The organism is Micromonospora sp. NPDC023814, assembly GCF_040639595.1.
GTDB lineage: Bacteria > Actinomycetota > Actinomycetes > Mycobacteriales > Micromonosporaceae > Micromonospora.
Map to the genome: position 1 here is coordinate 83,172 of NZ_JBFAAF010000027.1, position 17,010 is coordinate 100,181.

15 protein-coding genes and 2 tRNA genes are annotated in these 17,010 nt (G+C 73.8%); 5 read left to right on the forward strand and 12 right to left on the reverse strand.

All coding sequences use genetic code 11. The features are described 5' to 3' along the window. Nucleotides 1-16 precede the first annotated feature (16 nt). From AB0G14_RS16910 to AB0G14_RS16940, 7 genes are all read right to left on the reverse strand, one after another. Nucleotides 17-268 carry a hypothetical protein gene (locus AB0G14_RS16910; RefSeq protein WP_357698198.1) on the reverse strand — a complete coding sequence of 84 codons (252 nt, stop codon included), beginning with the start codon at nucleotides 266-268 and terminating at the stop codon, nucleotides 17-19. A 156-nt stretch (nucleotides 269-424) separates the two neighbouring features. Continuing rightward, nucleotides 425-498, reverse strand: a tRNA-Met gene (locus AB0G14_RS16915). Nucleotides 499-736: 238 nt separating this feature from the next. Continuing rightward, nucleotides 737-813: transfer RNA gene (locus AB0G14_RS16920), tRNA-Met, on the reverse strand. A gap of 99 nt (nucleotides 814-912) precedes the next feature. Further along, entirely contained in the window at nucleotides 913-1,866 is a 954-nt protein-coding gene (locus tag AB0G14_RS16925) for a hypothetical protein (RefSeq protein WP_357698200.1), read from the reverse strand. Then, entirely contained in the window at nucleotides 1,856-2,365 is a 510-nt protein-coding gene (locus AB0G14_RS16930; RefSeq protein ID WP_357698202.1) for a SigE family RNA polymerase sigma factor, read from the reverse strand. The genes AB0G14_RS16925 and AB0G14_RS16930 overlap by 11 nt, the downstream gene beginning before the upstream one ends. A gap of 164 nt (nucleotides 2,366-2,529) precedes the next feature. Then, on the reverse strand, nucleotides 2,530-5,556 hold the full coding sequence (locus AB0G14_RS16935; RefSeq protein ID WP_357698204.1) for a UPF0182 family protein: 3,027 nt from the start codon (nucleotides 5,554-5,556) through the stop codon (nucleotides 2,530-2,532). A 223-nt stretch (nucleotides 5,557-5,779) separates the two neighbouring features. Then, nucleotides 5,780-6,793, reverse strand: a complete 1,014-nt coding sequence (locus tag AB0G14_RS16940; RefSeq protein WP_357698206.1) for a PDZ domain-containing protein — start codon at nucleotides 6,791-6,793, stop codon at nucleotides 5,780-5,782. A gap of 113 nt (nucleotides 6,794-6,906) precedes the next feature. Here AB0G14_RS16940 and AB0G14_RS16945 point away from each other — a divergent pair, with 113 nt between their 5' ends. Then, nucleotides 6,907-8,205, forward strand: coding sequence for a zinc-dependent metalloprotease (locus tag AB0G14_RS16945; protein ID WP_357698208.1), 1,299 nt, complete (start codon nucleotides 6,907-6,909; stop codon nucleotides 8,203-8,205). A gap of 228 nt (nucleotides 8,206-8,433) precedes the next feature. On the opposite strand, the gene AB0G14_RS16950 is transcribed toward AB0G14_RS16945, so the two are convergent. Further along, nucleotides 8,434-9,048 carry a hypothetical protein gene (locus AB0G14_RS16950; protein ID WP_357698210.1) on the reverse strand — a complete coding sequence of 205 codons (615 nt, stop codon included), beginning with the start codon at nucleotides 9,046-9,048 and terminating at the stop codon, nucleotides 8,434-8,436. 53 nt (nucleotides 9,049-9,101) lie between these two features. Continuing rightward, entirely contained in the window at nucleotides 9,102-9,632 is a 531-nt protein-coding gene (locus tag AB0G14_RS16955) for a M48 family metallopeptidase (RefSeq protein WP_357462411.1), read from the reverse strand. A gap of 512 nt (nucleotides 9,633-10,144) precedes the next feature. On the opposite strand from AB0G14_RS16955, the gene AB0G14_RS16960 reads away from it, so the two are divergent. The 3 genes from AB0G14_RS16960 (at nucleotide 10,145) to AB0G14_RS16970 (ending at nucleotide 13,193) form a co-directional block, all read left to right on the forward strand. Beyond that, nucleotides 10,145-10,312, forward strand: coding sequence for a DUF5679 domain-containing protein (locus tag AB0G14_RS16960; protein WP_012014940.1), 168 nt, complete (start codon nucleotides 10,145-10,147; stop codon nucleotides 10,310-10,312). Between the two features lie 282 nt (nucleotides 10,313-10,594). Then, nucleotides 10,595-11,644 carry a hypothetical protein gene (locus tag AB0G14_RS16965; protein WP_357698212.1) on the forward strand — a complete coding sequence of 350 codons (1,050 nt, stop codon included), beginning with the start codon at nucleotides 10,595-10,597 and terminating at the stop codon, nucleotides 11,642-11,644. A 202-nt stretch (nucleotides 11,645-11,846) separates the two neighbouring features. Next, the gene (locus AB0G14_RS16970) at nucleotides 11,847-13,193 is read left to right on the forward strand and encodes an AarF/ABC1/UbiB kinase family protein (RefSeq protein WP_357698214.1); all 1,347 of its coding nucleotides are present in this window, start codon (nucleotides 11,847-11,849) and stop codon (nucleotides 13,191-13,193) included. A 350-nt stretch (nucleotides 13,194-13,543) separates the two neighbouring features. Here the strand turns inward: AB0G14_RS16970 and AB0G14_RS16975 are convergent, their stop codons facing one another. From AB0G14_RS16975 to AB0G14_RS16985, 3 genes are all read right to left on the reverse strand, one after another. Continuing rightward, complete coding sequence (locus tag AB0G14_RS16975; protein WP_350682265.1) at nucleotides 13,544-13,909, reverse strand: WhiB family transcriptional regulator; 366 nt, start codon at nucleotides 13,907-13,909, stop codon at nucleotides 13,544-13,546. 131 nt (nucleotides 13,910-14,040) lie between these two features. Further along, nucleotides 14,041-14,298 (reverse strand): hypothetical protein, encoded by a 258-nt coding sequence (locus AB0G14_RS16980; RefSeq protein ID WP_357462420.1) that lies wholly within the window; start codon nucleotides 14,296-14,298, stop codon nucleotides 14,041-14,043. A 126-nt stretch (nucleotides 14,299-14,424) separates the two neighbouring features. Beyond that, the gene (locus tag AB0G14_RS16985; protein ID WP_357698217.1) at nucleotides 14,425-16,584 is read right to left on the reverse strand and encodes an ATP-dependent DNA helicase UvrD2; all 2,160 of its coding nucleotides are present in this window, start codon (nucleotides 16,582-16,584) and stop codon (nucleotides 14,425-14,427) included. Between the two features lie 92 nt (nucleotides 16,585-16,676). Here AB0G14_RS16985 and AB0G14_RS16990 point away from each other — a divergent pair, with 92 nt between their 5' ends. Further along, complete coding sequence (locus tag AB0G14_RS16990) at nucleotides 16,677-16,919, forward strand: mycoredoxin (protein WP_357698219.1); 243 nt, start codon at nucleotides 16,677-16,679, stop codon at nucleotides 16,917-16,919. Nucleotides 16,920-17,010: the final 91 nt, after the last annotated feature.

Genomic DNA, 17,010 nt, shown 5'->3' on the forward strand with positions numbered 1-17,010 from the left:
CGCCGACCCGTCCGGCTCAGCGCGGCGGGCCGCCGCGCCGGTTGCGCATCATCCGCAGGACCAGGAAGACGATCACGGCGACCACGGCGAGGCAGCAGAGCAGGCCGAGGAAGCCGAAGCCGCCGCCACTGCGGCGGCGCCGCGCGGCCTCCACCACCAGCTCACCCGTGCCGCTGGACGCCCAGGCCGCGACGGGCACGAACACCGACAGCACGACGGCACCGAGGACCGTGCTGAGCCGGCCCCACCACTTACCGAAGGAAGACATGCTGACATCCTCGCCGACAACCGCAACCCTGGCACGCTGGTCGGCGGGGACCCGCCCGCAGGATCCGGACCGGCGCGGTCGGGTCCGGAGGCACCGAAAAGACCCCGGAAACGCCGAAAGACCCCGGAGATCTCTCTCCGGGGTCTTTTGCGAGAGTAGCGGGGACAGGATTTGAACCTGCGACCTCTGGGTTATGAGCCCAGCGAGCTACCGAGCTGCTCCACCCCGCGTCGGCTCGTTTACTCTATCGCATCCCCCGCCCCGATGATCAGCGGGCCCCCGATCCCACCCGGATTCCCTCCCGGGCCGCCCACCGAGGCAGCCGGGGACGCCTGACCCGAGGCCCGGGACTGGCTGGGATCGGCTGGGAATTGCGGGGCGCGTCCGCCGCCGGAGGCACGGCCGGAGCCCGGTTCCTGCCCGAGAACGCGGAACGGCCCCGAGGATTCCCTCGGGGCCGTTCCGACGTGGTAGCGGGGACAGGATTTGAACCTGCGACCTCTGGGTTATGAGCCCAGCGAGCTACCGAGCTGCTCCACCCCGCGTCGGCTCGTATACCGTATCGCACCACCCCCGGCCGCCGCAAAACCACCCCCGAGCGGGGCGGTCCGGGCCGCGCGCCGCAGCCCGGACCGCCGTACGACTCAACCCAGCCAGTCCTCGATCGCGTCGACCGCCCGCCGGCTGTCGGCGTCGACCTGGGACCGCTCGGCGGAGGTGCCCTCCCAGCCCTGCTCCCAGAGCACGGTCACCACGTCCCCTACCCGGATCGCCCGGATCAGCCGGACCTCCTCGCCGCCCGTCGGCTCGCCCTCGACGTCCCGACCCGGCGTCCGGATCTCGAACAGCACCGAGTCGTCGCCGAATCCGCCATCGGCCAGCAGCCGCACCCGGGACGTCGACGGGTTGCCGCCGCTCACGCCCGGCTGCTCGGGGCAGGCCCGCACCGCCGCCCGCAGCTCGCGGAGGAAGCCGTTCGCCCGGCCCGGGCGGTAGACGGTGACGCTGTGCGCGTAGCTGCCGTCGGGGACGTACCCCTGCGGGGTCTGCGGCAGCTTGTAGGCGAGGTTCCGGGTGCGGCGCTGCACGATCCCGGCGTCGCTGCCGTACCGGGCGTCGCAGAGCCCCGGCAGCGCCGCGGTGTCACGGAAGACCGGGTCGATGCCCGTCCGGTTCGCGGCCGCCTGGACGAAGAAGGCCCGGTCCGGGACCGAGGTGGGCGTACGCGGCGGCGCGGCGCCGGTGCTCCCCGCCGTCGTCGTGGGCGTGCCCCTCGTCGGGGGCGTGCCCGTCACCGACGGCGTGCCGGTCGGCGTGCCCGTCGCCGCCGAGGACGGGGACGGGGTGGGCGCCGGGGCGGTCGCCGACGGCGCCGGGGTGCCGGCAGGCGGCGGGAGGGGGGTGGCGTCCCCGGCCAGCACCAGCCGGGTGCCGGTCGCCAGCCCACCGACCAGCAGTGCCGTCGCGAGCGCGGCACCGGTGATCCGGGCCCTGGCCCGCCGGTCGGCGCGTCGCCGCACCTGCTCGGGGGCGGCCAGGGTGCGGCCGTCGGCGTCCTCGGCGAGCGACCGGTAGAGATCGGACAGTTCACGCGACATCGTTCGCCTCCAGATCCTCGACGGACAGGTCGGGCAGCAGCGTGGCCAGCCGGGCCCGCCCGCGCGCCAACCAGGACTTCACGGTGCCGGTGGGCACCTGCGTCTCCCGGGCGATGTCCTGCACCGACATGTCGAAGAGGTAGTGCAGGGCGAGCGCCTGCCGCTGGGCGGCCGGCAGTTGGCGCAGCGCGCCCACCAGCAGCACGCCCTCCTCGCCCGGCGGCGGCACCGGCTCCGGCGGCCCCGTACGGCTCAGCATCGCGCGCCAGCCGTGCAGCCGGCGCCACCGGTCGGTGGCCAGCCGCGCGACCACGAGCCGCAGCCAGGCCTCCGGCGCCGGGTGGGCCGTCAGCCGGCCCCACTGCCGCCAGGCCCGGGCGTACGCCTCCTGCACGAGGTCCTGCGCCTCGGTGTGGTCGCCCACCACGGCGTAGCCGTAGCGGAGCATCCGCCGCGAGGTGCTCCGGTAGAACTCGTCGAAGCTTGTTGCGTCCCTCATCTCCCGACCACGCTCCCCCGGCCGTTCCCGCCTCTTGCAGGGAAGACGGCGTCAGGAGGGGGCGGGTTGCGGGGGTCCGGCCGCCGGTCGGGAACGCGACAGCGCCCCCGGCACCGGGGACCGGATCGGTCCGCGGGCCGGGGGCGCTGCGGCGGATTGCCTGGTCAGCCGCTCGGCGTCGGTGCGGCGCTGCCGCTGGCCGCCGGGGACGCCGGTGGGCTGCCGCTGGGCGTGGCGCCGGGCGTGGCACCGGGCGTCGGGGCGGTCGCCGCCTGCTGGGCCCGCTGGAAGGCGGTGAGCGCCTCGTCCAGCGCCTTCAGCGCGCGCCCGTACCGCTCGAAGTCGCCGGACGTCTGCGCGGCCCGGACCTCCGTGATGGCGGTCTGGACCCGGTTGGCCGCCTCGGCCAACTCACCGGTCAGCGCGGGCGGCGTGCCGCCCGGCGGGGTGCCGCCGGTCGGTGGCGGCGCGCCGGGGGCGGCGGCCTGCTTGCCCTGCTCGACGAGCTGCTTGATGCCGTCGGCGACGTTGTTGGCCAGCACCACGTAGGAGCCGCCGTCGCCGTAGGACATCAGCACCCGCTGCAACAGCGGCGGCGCGTTCTGCGCGGCGGTCTTCACGTAGACCGGCTCGACGTAGAGCATGCCGTCGCCGAACGGCAGGGAGAGCAGGTTGCCGTACTGCACCTGCGCCTGCGCGGACTGGAGCAGGTTGAGCTGCTGCCGGATGTTGCCGTTCTGGGTCATCGACTGGTGCACCTGGACCGGCCCGGAAACCCGGGTCTGGTCGGGCAGGTCGAGCACCTCGAGCTTCGGCTGCCCGTCCACGTACGACCCGGAGATCAGCGCGGCGAGGTTCTCCCGGCCGTTCGGGGTGACCGCCGAGGTGAGCTGGAAGCGTGGCGACTCCTGGCCGGGGAACTGCGTGAAGAGGTAGTAGGGCGGCTGCTTCTGGCCGGTGTCGGGGGCGTCCGGCACGTTCGGCACCTGCCAGAAGTCCTGCGCCGAGTAGAAGTCGCCGGGGTCCGTCACGTGGAACCGGGTCAGCAGGTTGCGCTGCACCTTGAACAGGTCGGACGGGTAGCGGAAGTGCTCGGCCAGCTCCACCGGGGTCTCCGACTTCGGCACCACCAGGTCGCCGCCGAACGCCTTGTTCCACGCCTTGAGCACCGGGTCGGTCTCGTCGAACTCGTAGAGCCGGACGGTGCCGTCGTACGCGTCGACGGTGGCCTTGACCGAGTTGCGGATGTAGTTGACGTTCTCCCGGGCGAGCTGGAACGTGCCCCGCCCCGTCAGCTCGTCGGCCGTCTGCTCCTGGAGGTTGATCCGCTCGGCGTACGGGTAGGTCGCCGCCGTGGTGTAGCCGTCGATGATCCACTGGATCCGGCCGTCCACCACCGCCGGGTACGGGTCGCCGTCCAGGGTCAGGAACGGGGCGACCTTCTCCACCCGGTCGCGCGGGTTGCGCACGTAGAGCAGCTTCGAGTTGTCGTTGACCGCGTCGGAGAGCAGGAAGTTCGACTCCTGCTCCTTGATCGCGTAGAGCAGTCGGCGGGTGAACGAGCCGATCTCGACGCCACCCTCACCGGTGTAGGTGTAGGACTCGCCACCCTCGCCGACGGGGCGGTCGAACTCCGCCTTCCGCTCCGGGTCGGTCTGGCCGACGATCGCGTAGTCGCCCTCGTCCATCCGCTCGCCGTAGTAGATCCGGGGCTGCTTCGCCGGGACCTGCTCGGTCTGCGCGGCGCACTGCTCGTTCGTCTGCGCCTGGCCCTGTTGCTGCTTCTGCTGTTCCTGGGGGTCGCCGAGGAAGCCGGAGACGAAGAACGGCTGGCCGCCGCAGACCACCCGGCTGCCCGGCGCCGCCACCAGCCCGTAGCCGTGGGTGTAGACGGTGTGCCGGTTGATCCAGGTGTTCTGCTGGGGGGTCAGCTGCCGGTAGTTGACCTCGCGGAGGCCGACCACGTAGTCCTGCACCTTGCCGTTGACCGCGTACCGGTCGACGTCCAGCTTCTCGCCGAAGTCGTAGAACTGCCGGACCTGCTGGCGCTGGGTGTAGGTCTCCGAGACCAGTTGCGGGTCGAGCAGCCGGATGTTCGGCACCACGGACGTGTCCGTGGCCAGGCTCGCCGGCGGGGTCAGGTTGTTCGCCGCGTACGGCGTGGTGGTCACCGACTCCAGCCCGAACGCCGCCCGGGTGGCCTTGATGCTGCGGTCGATGTAGGGCGCCTCCTTCTCCTTGGCGCTCGGCTTGACCTCGAAGGTCTGCACCGCCCAGGGGTAGATGCCGCCGATGGCGACCGCGGAGACGCCGAGCAGGGCGAGCGAGATGCCGGGCCAGACCAGGTTCCGCATCCACGCGTTGGAGAAGACGATGATCGCGATGGCCACCACGATGGAGATGTACGCGAGGATCTCCTTGGCCGGCAGCAGCGCGTTGACGTCGGCGTAGCCGGCGCCGTAGACGTTGGCGCCGTCGTTGTACTCCAGCAGCATCGCCCGCCGGTCCAGCACGTACGCGATGGCCTTGAGCAGGACGAAGAACGCGACCAGCGTGCTCAGGTGGGCCCGGGCGGCGTTGGTCATCCGGTCGCCGACGCCCTGGAGCCGGACGCCGCCGAAGATGTAGTGCACGGCCAGCGCGCCGACCACGGACAGCACCACCGCGGTGAAGCCGACCCCGAGCAGGTAGCGCCAGAACGGCAACTGGAAGACGTAGAAGCCGATGTCCACCCCGAACTCCGGGTCCTCGACGCCGAAGTCCCCGCCATTGCGGAAGAGCAGCCACTGGTTCCACCGGCTCTGCGCCGACAGCCCGGCGAAGAGGCCGACCACGCCGGCGACCAGCGCGATCCACAGGCCGAGCCGGGGGCTCAGCAGCATCCGGTAGCGCTCGAGGGTGGCCTGCTCCGGCGAGTGCGGCCGCATCCGGGGGCGCAGCCGGTGGGCCAGCCAGAGGTTCCCGCCGACGATCACGGCCATGCCGAGGCCGACGGCGAGGAAGAGCAGCAACCGGGTCGCCAGCACGCCGGTGAAGACCTGCGTGTAGCGGACCTCGTCGAACCACAGCCAGTCCGTCCACGCCTGGACACCCCAGCCGAGCAGGGTGAAGAGCACGAACACCCCGACCAGCACACCGATCGTGACGCGTCCGCGTCGGCTCATCCTCGGCAGGGGGCTGCTGCTACGCATGACCACTGTTGGCTCCGCACGCTCGATGTGATCGGCTCCGACCAGGCACCCAGAGTACGGGGTGTTCCTGAACGCGTCGGTCCAAGGTCACGTGGCGACCACGCGGAGCCGCCCCGCGCCGGCCGGCGGCCCTCGTCGCGGCGACCGTGTGCGCACCCGGTCGGCGCGCGCTCCCCGACGCGACGGGGTCGACGTCAGCGGCGAACCGGCCGCGTGCCGGCGGTCAGCAGCGGGTCGGCTGGCCGCCGGCGCGCAGCGTCTCCAGGGCGGTCAGCGCCTCGTCCAGCGAGCCGACCCGCAGCAGCGGCAGCCCGGGCTGCGGGTTGCGGACGGCCTCGGCGCAGTTGTCCGCCGGCACCAGGAACGCCACGGCGCCGGCCTCCTTCGCGCCCACCAGCTTCTGCGCGATGCCGCCGATGGGACCGACCCGACCGGCGTCGTCGATGGTGCCGGTGCCGGCGATGATCTTCCCGCCGGTCAGGTCCTCCGGGGTCAGCTTGTCCACGATGCCGAGGGCGAACATCAGGCCGGCGCTCGGCCCCCCGATGTCCTCCAGGTCGATGTTGAGGGTGAACGGGTGCGGCTGCTGCTGCTCGATCTCGATGCCGATGCGGGGCCGGCCGTCCTGCTCCCGGCTGGTCACCTTCGCCGTGGCGGCGGCGCCGCCCCGGGTGTAGCCGATCTCCAGCGCGGTCCTGGCGGGCTTGGCCCGGACCAGCTCGGTGAGCCGGGCGGCCACCGGCACCGGTTGCCCGTCCACCGAGGTCACCACGTCGCCGGGCTTGAGCACGCCGGCGGCCGGGCCGTCGGCCGCCACGGTCTTGACCACCACCTGGACCGGGTACCCCAGCTCGCTCAGCGCCGCGGTCTCCGCGCTGGTCTGCGAGACCTTGAAGTCCTCGGCGTTGCGCTCGTCGACCTCCTCGCGGCTCTCCCCGGGCGGGTAGACCAGCTCGCGCGGCACGACCGCCTCGTCGTCGGAGAACCAGCCCTGGATCGCCGAGCGCAGCTTGACCGTGGGCTGCACCCCGACCGTGGTCAACCGGAGCTGCCCGGCGGACGTGGAGGTCTCCCGGCCGCTGATCTGGATGACCTCCTTGCCGTTCTCCTTGCCCAGCGTGTTGACGGTCGGCCCGGGGCCGAGCACCACGTACGGGATGGGCGCGCCGAGCACGCCGATGCTGAGCAGGGTGGTGAGCAGAGCACCGAGCAGGACGGTCACGCCACGACGTCTCATGCGGCAGAGCGTACCGACCGGGGTGGGGCGCCCCGGCGGGCGAACCGCGACTTCGCCCTCAGCGGAACGCCAGCGGCGGCGACCTGGGGCGCGGCGCGCGTACCGTAGACGTCGTGCCTGATATTCCGTTCGGTTTCGCGCTCCCGGGTGGGCAACCACCAGACCCCAACGATCCCGCGCAGATGCAGCAGTTCATGTCGCAGTTGCAGCACCTGCTCTCCGCGTCGGGCAGCGGGCCGGTCAACTGGGACCTGGCCCGGCAGGTGGCCGCCAGTCAGCTCGCCGCCGCCGGTGACCCGGCGGTTTCGCCCTACGAGCGCAACGCGGTCGAGGAGGCGCTGCGGCTCGCCGACCTCTGGCTGGAGCCGGCGTCCGCCCTGCCCTCGGGCATCCAGACCTCGGTGGCCTGGAACCGCAACGAGTGGATCTTCAAGACCCTCGACGTCTGGCGCAAGCTCTGCGACCCGGTGGCCAGCCGGATGGTCGGCGCGATGGGCGACCTGGTGCCGCCGGAGGCGCGCGCCCAGCTCGGCCCGATGCAGTCCATGGTCGCCACGCTCGGCGGCGCGCTCTTCGGCGGCCAGCTCGGCCAGGCGCTCGGCTCGCTCGCCGCGGAGGTGCTCTCCGCCGGCGACATCGGGCTGCCGCTCGGCCCGGCCGGCACCGCCGCGTTGATCCCCGCCAACATCCGGGCGTACGGCGAGGGCCTGGAGCTGCCGGAGGACGAGGTCCGCCTCTACGTGGCCCTGCGCGAGGCCGCCCACCAGCGGCTCTTCCAGCACGTGCCGTGGCTGCGCGGGCACGTGCTCAGCGCCGTGGAGATGTACGCCGCGGGCATCCGGGTCAACCGGGAGGCGATCGAGGAGGCGATGGGCCGGGTCGACCCGACCGACCCGGAGTCGATGCAGGCGATCGCGCTGGAGGGCATCTTCACCCCGGAGGACAGCCCGGCGCAGAAGGCGTCCCTGGCCCGGCTGGAGACCGCCCTGGCCCTGGTGGAGGGCTGGGTCTGCCACGTGGTGGACAGCGCGGCCGGCGGCCGGCTGCCCAGCGTGGTCAGCCTGGGCGAGGCGTTCCGCCGTCGCCGGGCGGCCGGTGGCCCGGCCGAGCAGACCTTCGCGGCCCTCGTCGGCCTGGAACTGCGCCCGCGTCGGCTGCGCGAGGCGGCGGCGCTCTGGGCGGCGCTCACCGAGCACCGGGGCATCGCCGGCCGGGACGCCCTCTGGGGCCACCCCGACCTGCTCCCCTCGGACGCCGACTTCGCCGACCCGGTGGCCTTCGCGATGGCCCAGTTCGACCTCGGCGAGCTGGAGAGCTTCGACTTCAGCGCGCCGGGCGGCCCGGAGGAGAAGGCCCCGGGCGAGCCGGAGCAGCGCCCGGACGACACCGAGGGCGGCGACGCCCGCCCCTGACCCGTGGCCACCAAGTGCCGCCCGACCTGCCCTGGTCGGGCGGCACGGTCAGCGCCGCCCGCGCGGTGCGGCCGTGGCCCCTCGTCGCGGTGCGGCCAAGGCCCCTCGTCGCGTGCGGCCGTGGCCCCCTCGTCGCGGTGCGGCCGTGGCCCGTCCGGTCGGCGCCCCTCGGGCGGTCCGGTCCCGGCCCTCGCCACGGTGGGGTCGCGCGTGGCGCTTGCCGTGCCGTCAGCGGGGCCGACCGGTGCCGGAGAGCAGGGCGCGGGTGGTCTCCCAGCCCTCCACGGCCGGGTCGAGGAAGGCCAGGTCGGCCGGGCCGCGCAGGCGACGCCACGCCGGGGTGACCGCAAGGTCGCCGGGGCGCGGTGCCGCCGCGCGCACGGCCGCGGGCCGCGCGGTGTCCAGGTCCAGCGGCGGCAGCCACGCCGGCACGGGCAGCCGCGCGGCCACGCCGAGCAGCCCCGGTCCGTCGCCCTCGACCGGCGCGACCGCCACCGGTCGGGTGGTGAGCGGGCGGAGCAACTTGCCGATCGTCAGGCCCGGCACGTCGGGAGCGTCCCCGGCGACCACCGCCACCTGGTCGTACCCGGTGCCGGCGAGGGCGGCGAAGACGGCGTTCGGGGTCGGCTCGGGCACCTCGTGGACGGCCGTGTCCGGCCAGACCACCGCGTCGGCCAGCCAGCGATCCTCGGGCGTGACGGCGACCGCCGTCTCGACCTCGTTGAGCGTGGCGAACAGGTCGACCACGTCCTCGGCGAGCGCGGCCCGCCAGTCCACCGGGTCGATGCCGGGCGGCGACCAGGTCACCGGTCCGAGCAACGCCACCACCACACGTCGGGCCACCCCGCGACCCTAGCCCGCCGCCCGGGGACGAGCGACGGCGCGGGCGGCGGGTGTCAGTCGGCCAGCGGGGCACCGGCGACCGCGGCCACGCCCTCCAGATAGCCGCGTGCCCGCTCGGTCTTCGGGTAGCGCGCGACGAGCGCCCAGAACCGGGCGTTGTGGCTGGGCACGATGAGGTGCGCGAGCTCGTGCAGGAGCACGTAGTCGATCACCCAGTCCGGCATGTCCTGGACCCGGTGCGAGATGCGGATCGTGCCGTCGGCGGGGGTGCAGGACCCCCAGCGGCCATTCTGGTTGGTCACCCAGCGGACGCTCGTCGGCACCGCCTGCGTGCCGTGCTCGGCCAGATAGAGCCTGATCAGTCGGGTGGCCCGGGCGAGCAGCTCGGCGTCGGACCGGGCGAGGCGCCCCTCCCGGGCGGCCAGCCGGGCGAGCATCCGGTCGACCCACTCGCTCTCCTCGGCCCGGGAGAACTGGTCCGGAATGAGGACGACGACCCGCTCACCGTCGCGGTACGCGGACACCGTCCGTCGCCGGCGCTGGCTGCGCCGTACCTCGACGACCGGCTTGCGCGCCCCTGCCATCAGCAGACCGCGCAGCCTCGGTTTCCTGCCACGAAGGAAAGCTAATGCGTACTGACCAGGGGTCCGCAAGGGTCAACACGACGACACGCGCCCGGAAAATGGTGATTGGTCGGCAGAGTCCCGAAAAAACTTTGAACGGGTGGCCGGGAATCGCCGCCGTCACCCTTCGTGGTGACCGGCGACGGGCGTGCGCCGACGCACCCCAACCGTAGGTGATCACCCGGCGGGGCGCAGCTCGGGGCCCCCGCACGGGGCATTCGACCGGGTTCGGTCGGCGTGTCCCCGCCAAACTGACTTATCAGACGTAATTCGCCATGCACACTCTCGACGTCGACTTGCTCACAGTGGCGAAGCACAGCTGACATGGAACCGCCCAGACCTGGGTAGGGTCCGCGGACCAGCGGTCACGACGGTGGCCGCGGGAGAACGACCCAGCGCCGGCGCCCGCGTGGCCCGCCGCCGGGCAACCCGCCGGGACGGCATCGGCCGGCGGACGAGACGAGGAGGGCACCGTGGCCGACCAGGCCCAGACCTACAACGGTTACTGCGTCAAGTGCAAGGAGAAGCGGGACTTCGAGGGACGCGTCGAGGTCTCGAAGACCGGGATGAACATGGCCAAGGGCAAGTGTCCGGTGTGCGGCACAACAGTGAACCGCATCCTGGGCAAGGCGAAGGTCTGACCCGTACGGGTGCTTCGGAGGGGGTGGCCGCCGGCCGCCCCCTCCGGCGTCCCCGCGCCTGGCCCGGGTCGCGGGCCACCACCCGACCGACCCGGCCCGAGCCTGGCCGGCGCCGGTCGCGCGCCGCCACGCCCCCCACCTGTCGCCACTGTCGGCTCACCGACACGGTTACCGGCCGGTTGTGGATATCGCGGGATGTCCTGTGGACAGCGCTGGACAGGGACCCGCGCACCTGTGGACAACGATCGACGGACAGCACGGACGCGGTCACGATTCGTTGTCATGCGTCGAGCCCCGCTCCCCCGCCCCACGCTGCTGCCCGGCCTCACCCGCCTCTGGCGGGACCGGCACACCCTCCAGCTCGGCGTCGAGCCGGGCCGCGCCGTCCTGCTGGAGATCGCCGATCCCCGGGCGGCCCGGCTGCTCGACCTGCTCGACGGCACCCGCAGCGAGCGGCTGGTGCTGGAGCAGGCCGTCACCGCCGAGGTGGCGCCCGACGCGGCCCGCACCCTGCTCGACGCGCTGCGGGCCGCGGGCCTGGTCGTACCCGCGCACACGCTGCTGCCGAGGGACCTGGCCGGCCCGTCCCGGGCCCGGCTCGCCGCCGAGGCCGGGGCGCTGGCGCTGGTCGCCGCCCGACTGCCCGGCACGCCCGCCCAGGTGCTACGCCGCCGGCTGGCCGCCCGGGTCGTGGTCAGCGGGGCCGGCCGCCTCGGCGCCCCGATCGCCCTCGCCCTGGCCCAGGCCGGGGTCGGGCACGTGCACCCGGACCTGACCGGCCCGGTCCGCCCGGCGGACCTGGTCGGCACCGGGATCCCGGCCGCCGCGATCGGCCGTCCGCTGGCCCCGGCGGTACGCGACGCCGTCGAGCGCGCCGCCCCGGGCACGGGCACGGGTCCGCTCCGGCCCGGTCGGGCCGACCTGGTCGTCCTGCTCGGCGCGGACCGCCCGGCCGCCCTGCTCGCCGCCGCACACGCCCGGCGCCGCCAGCCGCACCTGCTGGTCGCCCTCCGGGAGGGCGTGCCCGTGGTCGGCCCGCTCGTCCGCCCGCCCGCCGGCCCCTGCCTGAACTGTCTCGACCTGCACCGGACGGACCTCGACCCGGACTGGCCGGCGCTGGCCGCCCAGCTCGCCGGCGGGGCGGAGCAGGCGTGCGCCACCGCGACGCTCCTCGCGGCCGGGGCGTACGCGGCGGCGGAGGCGCTCGCCCAGCTCGACGGGAGCGCTCCGGAGACGCTCGGCTGCGCGGTGGAGGTCGCCGGGTCCGGCCGGTTCCGCCGCCGGGTGTGGCCCCCGCACCCCTCCTGCGTCTGCGCCCGGGGACGCCGGTGACCGCCGAAGGTGGGCCGTCCCGCCGGACGCCGGCGACCGCCGCGAGTGGGCCCCGGCGGACGCCGGTGACCCGCGCGGGGACGCGGCGACGGCCGTCCCGCGGGCCCCCGGGCCCGGTCGGCGGCCCCCGATGGGCGGGGTCCAGCCACCCAGCCCGGCGGCAGAGCAGCCGCAGGCCCCCCGAGTCGGTAACAATGACCGGGTGACCGACATCCCGCGCCGGGCCATGTCCCGGACCGCCAAGCTCGCCGCTCTGCCGCTCGGCTTCGCCGGTCGGACCGTCCTGGGCATGGGTAAGCGCGTCACCGGGCTCGCCTCCGACGTGATCTCCGCCGAGATCCAGCAGCGCACCGCCGAGCAGCTGTTCAGCGTGCTGGGGCAGCTCAAGGGCGGTGCCATGAAGTTCGGCCAGGCGCTGTCGGTCTTCGAGGCCGCCCTGCCCGAGGAGATCGCCGCCCCCTACCGGCAGGCGCTGACCAAGCTCCAGGAGGCCGCGCCGCCGCTGCCGGCGGCCAGCGTGCACAAGGTGCTCACCGAGCAGCTCGGCCCGGACTGGCGGGACCGGTTCGTGCAGTTCGACGACACGCCGGCCGCCGCGGCCAGCATCGGCCAGGTGCACCGGGCGGTGTGGCGGGAGCCGGGCTACGGCCCGTCGGGCGCGCCGCACAGCCGCGAGGTCGCCGTGAAGATCCAGTACCCGGGCGCGGGCGACGCCCTGCTCGCCGACCTCAAGCAGCTCTCCCGGCTGGGCGGGATGTTCCGGGCGATCCAGCCCGGGCTGGACGTCAAGCCGCTCCTGGTCGAGTTGCGGGAACGGATCACCGAGGAACTCGACTACGAGCTGGAGGCCGAGTCGCAGCGCGCCTTCGCCGCCGCGTACGCCGACGACCCGGAGATCTACATCCCGGCGGTGGTCTCCGCGTCGCCCCGGGTCCTGGTCACCGAGTGGGTCGAGGGCACCCCGCTGGCGGACATCATCCGCGAGGGCACCGAGGAGCAACGCGACGAGGCCGGCCGGCTGATGGCCATCCTGCACCTGTCCGCGCCCCAGCGGGCCGGGCTGCTGCACGCCGACCCGCACCCGGGCAACTTCCGGCTGCTGCCGGACGGCCGGCTCGGCGTGATCGACTTCGGCGCGGTGGCCCGGATGCCGGAGGGCACTCCCGAGCCGATCGGCCGGATCGCCGCGTTGGCCCTGCGGGGCAACGCCGACGAGGTGGTGGCGGGCCTGCGGTCCGAGGGCTTCATCGCCCCCACCGAGGAGATCGACGCCCAGGCGGTGCTCGACTTCCTCCGCCCCATGCTGGAGCCCATCGCCGCCGAGGAATTCCGGTTCAGCCGGGCCTGGCTGCGCGCCGAGGCGACCCGGCTGGCCAGCCCCCGCTCCCCCGCGTACCAACTGAGCCGGCAGCTCAACCTGCCGCCGTCGTACCTGCTCATCCACCGGGTGACGCTCGGGTCGATCGGCGTGCTCTGCCAGTTGGAGGCCAAGGCGCCCTACCGGGGCATCCTGGAACGCTGGCTGCCGGGCTTCGCCCCGATCCCCTGACCGGTCGCCGCGACGCGACAACGCCCGACACGCGCCGGAGGACGACGCACGGAACACGCCGAGGGGCGGTGGCCGAACCGGCCACCGCCCCTCGGGCATCAGTGTGGATCTAGAGAACGCCCAGGTCGCGAGCCGATCGGTTGCGGCTACTCATGGCGACGGTACGGGCGGAACGGGTTGCCTCAGTGCTCGTGGTGGTACGACCGGCCTGAGGCCGGCGCATTCGAGCCCGGGACAACGCTTCGTGAAGTAGTTGCATTTCGGCGACTCCGTTAAGAACGTTCAGCATGGTGGTCAGCTCTCTCGTCGCCGGTGCGAGACCGGCGTGGGTGGGACGGATCGGGTTCATGTCAGGCCGCCAGCCGGACCGCGTTACGCGACTCGGACAGCCCACTGGCCGCCAGCCGCGCCTCGGCCTCGACCCGGAGCGCCGCGTCGCGGGCGAGGTCCTCCTTGCGCGGGCGACCACGGGGCCGCTTGCGCGGGACGACCGCGCCACGCTCGAAGATCTCGCCGCCCCAGACGCCCCAGGGCTCGGCCCGCTCCACCGCGCCGGCCAGGCACTCGACGCGCAGCGGGCAGTCCCCGCAGAGCGACTTGGCCAGCTCGAGCTCGGCGGGCGAGTCGGAGAACCACAGGTCGGGGTCGAACTTCCGGCAGGGCAGGTTCGCCTCCACCTCGACGCTCACGTCGAGCGGGGCCAACGCCAGACTCATCGCCCGGTCACCTCTCTCTCGTTTTCGATCTCGTGGATCGCACTTCCGACGTACTTGGCGGGCAAAAAACTGAGGCCGCGGATCCCGGTAGCGGGTTCCGCGGCCTCGAGGTGAGCCGGTCGTCTGATGAATCAGACTGGTCTACCTCGAGGTGGAACTCCGCGGACGTCCATGCGCTTGTTGGCGACATCGACGCCCTTGCCCGTGAAGCCACTGGTCCCCTGGATTCCGGTCGGCGCGGGAGCGAGGATCAGCTCGGCCTGAGCCTCGACCTGGTGCACCTGCGGAACCGACGGTCGCGTAGCGGCGAGGGCCACCCGGACAGCCGACAGCGGAACGACGGCAGCGGGCAGCGCCGCCGGACGCTCGTTGATGTAGAAGATCTCCATTGGTGCCACCTCCCTGACGTTCTCTCGTTCCGACACGGTCTCGACCCCTCATGAGCAGCCCGAATGGCGCCGCTCGCGAGGTGTGCCATGAGGCTATTCCTCGCCCGGGGGCGAGGGCAAACGAATTTACGACGAGATTTCGAAAGTTTTCTCCGGGCAGACGTCGTCGACCGCCGCGCCCGCCACCAGCGCCAGCACCGCCTCCCCGTAGAGGCCGAGCTTGCGCGGTCCGATGCCGGCGATCGCGATCAATTCCTCCGCCCGGGCGGGACGCCGCTCGGCCAGCGCGACCAGCGTGGCGTCGGTGAAGACCACATAGGCCGGAACCCGCTGCCCGCCGGCCACCCGCTGGCGCCACTCGCGCAGCCGTTCGTGCAGCTCGTCGTCGATGTCGGAGGGACAGGTGGGGCAGCGGCCGAGCTTGCGGTCCGGCCCGGCGAGCAGGGTGGCGCCGCAGATCCGGCAGGACACGATCTGGCTCCGTCGCCGCTCCGGCCGCCGCCCCGGGCCGGCGCCGGCCCGCTCCGTGCCGCCCGAGCGGTCCAGCTGCGGCAGGAACCGCGACGGCCGCCGGGCCCGCCCGCCCGGCGAGCGGGCCGAGGCGTACGACAGCCACAGCCACTCCCGCGCCCGGGTGATGCCGACGTAGAGCAGCCGGCGCTCCTCCTCGACCTGCTCGACGGTCTTGGCGTACGTGGTGGGCAGGGTGCCCTCGGAGAGGCCGACCAGGAAGACCGCGTCCCACTCCAGCCCCTTCGCCGAGTGCAGCGACGCCAGGGTCACCCCGTCGACGGTCGGCACGTGCTGGGCGGCGGCCCGCCGGGCCAACTCGTCGTTGAAGTCCGCCAGGGTGACCGGGCGCTCGACGGAGGCGGCCGGCCCGATCGGCAGCACCTCCGGGGTGGCCGCGTACTCCTCGGCGAGCTGGACCAGCGCGGCGAGCGCCTCCCACCGCTCGCGGGCGGAGCCACCGGCCGGGGCGGCGTCGGGGGCCCAGCCGACCGCCGCGAGCGCCTCGACCACGGCGGCCGGCAGCGGGGTCTCCCCCGGAATCGCGCGGGTGGCGGCCCGCAGCGCGACCATCGCCTGCCGGACCTCGGCCCGCTCGAAGAACCGCTCCGCCCCCTGCACCACGTACGGCACCCGCGCCTCGGTCAGCGCCTTCTCGTACGCCTCGGACTGCGCGTTGGTCCGGAACAGCACGGCGATCTCCTTCGCCGGGGTGCCGGCGTCGACCAGCGCGCGGCAGCGGGCGGCGACCGCGTTGGCCTCGGCCGGCTCGTCGGTGAAGATCCGCAGCTCCGGTTCGGGGCCGGGCGGGCGCTGGCCGACCAGCTCCAGCCGCAGCCGCGCCTCGGCGCCCCGCGCCTGCGAGATCACGGCGTTGGCCAGCCCGACGACCTGCGGGGTGGAGCGGTAGTCGCGGACCAGCCGGACCACCGTCGCCCCGCGGTACCGGCGCGGGAAGTCGACCAGGTAGGACGACGTGGCCCCGGTGAACGAGTAGATCGTCTGGCTGGCGTCGCCGACCACGGTCAGGTCGTCCCGGCCGCCCAGCCACGCCTCCAGCAGCCGCTGCTGGAGCGGGTTGACGTCCTGGTACTCGTCGACCACGAAGTGCCGGTACTGGGCGCGGACCTGCTCGGCGACGTCCCGGTGCTCCTCGATCCCCCAGACCGCGGCACGCAGCATGTCCTCGAAGTCGATCACGCCGTTGGACCGCTTGAGACGCTCGTACGCGGCGAAGACGTCGGCGACCTTCGCCGGCTCGTGCGGGGTGTCCCGCAGCGCCTTGGCCGCCGCGACGACGTACTCCCCCGGCTCCACCAGCGACGACTTGGCCCACTCGATCTCACCGGCCAGGTCCCGGGCCGCCGCCCGGTCGGCGCGCAGGCCGGCCTTGGCCGCGGCGAGGGTGACCAGCCGGACCTTGCTGTCCAGCAGCTCGGGCATGGCCCGCCCCTCCAGCAGCCGGGGCGCGAAGTAGCGCACCTGGCGCAGCGCCGCCGCGTGGAAGGTCCGCGCCTGCACCCCCGGCACGCCGAGCACGGCGAGCCGGCTCCGCATCTCGGCGGCGGCCCGGGCGGTGAAGGTCACCGCCAGCACGTGCCGGGCCGAGATCTCCCCGGACAGCGCCCGGTGGGCGATCCGGGAGGTGACGGCCCGGGTCTTGCCGGTGCCGGCGCCGGCCAGGATGCAGACGGGGCCGGCGGGGGCGGTCACCGCCGACCGCTGCTCCGGATCCAGACCGGCGAGCACGCGTTCGGACGCTGAGTGAACCACCACAGCGAGGAATTGTCTCAGCTCCGCCCGGCGTTGCAGCGGTTAGCCTGGGCTTGATCGGCAAGCCGCCGGGCGGACCGTTGGAGGATCTGACCATGCTGACGCTGTATTCCACCCCCTGGTGCGGCTACTGCCACCGGCTGAAGTCGCAGCTCGACCGGGAGGGCATCGGGTACGAGGTGGTCGACATCGAGCAGGACCCGAAGGCCGCGGAGTTCGTGATGAGCGTGAATGGCGGCAACCAGACCGTCCCGACGCTGCGCTTCGCCGACGGCAGCGCCCTGACCAACCCCTCGATCACGCAGGTCAAGCAGCACCTGGCCGGCCTGCCCGCCTGACCTGGCGCACCACCCGCCGACGAGCGGCCGGCCCGACGCCGCTTGGAGCGGGACTGCGCCAAGGGCAGCGAATCCGACTGGGGCGGGCCGT

Coding starts and splice junctions, on each gene's coding strand:
- AB0G14_RS16910 (WP_357698198.1), bottom strand. CDS start 268: ATGTCTTCCTTCGGTAAGTGGTGGGGCCGGCTCAGCACGGTCCTCGGT.
- AB0G14_RS16925 (WP_357698200.1), bottom strand. CDS start 1,866: ATGTCGCGTGAACTGTCCGATCTCTACCGGTCGCTCGCCGAGGACGCC.
- AB0G14_RS16930 (WP_357698202.1), bottom strand. CDS start 2,365: ATGAGGGACGCAACAAGCTTCGACGAGTTCTACCGGAGCACCTCGCGG.
- AB0G14_RS16935 (WP_357698204.1), bottom strand. CDS start 5,556: ATGCGTAGCAGCAGCCCCCTGCCGAGGATGAGCCGACGCGGACGCGTC.
- AB0G14_RS16940 (WP_357698206.1), bottom strand. CDS start 6,793: ATGAGACGTCGTGGCGTGACCGTCCTGCTCGGTGCTCTGCTCACCACC.
- AB0G14_RS16955 (WP_357462411.1), bottom strand. CDS start 9,632: ATGGCAGGGGCGCGCAAGCCGGTCGTCGAGGTACGGCGCAGCCAGCGC.
- AB0G14_RS16965 (WP_357698212.1), top strand. CDS start 10,595: ATGCGTCGAGCCCCGCTCCCCCGCCCCACGCTGCTGCCCGGCCTCACC.
- AB0G14_RS16975 (WP_350682265.1), bottom strand. CDS start 13,909: ATGAGTCTGGCGTTGGCCCCGCTCGACGTGAGCGTCGAGGTGGAGGCG.
- AB0G14_RS16980 (WP_357462420.1), bottom strand. CDS start 14,298: ATGGAGATCTTCTACATCAACGAGCGTCCGGCGGCGCTGCCCGCTGCC.
- AB0G14_RS16990 (WP_357698219.1), top strand. CDS start 16,677: ATGCTGACGCTGTATTCCACCCCCTGGTGCGGCTACTGCCACCGGCTG.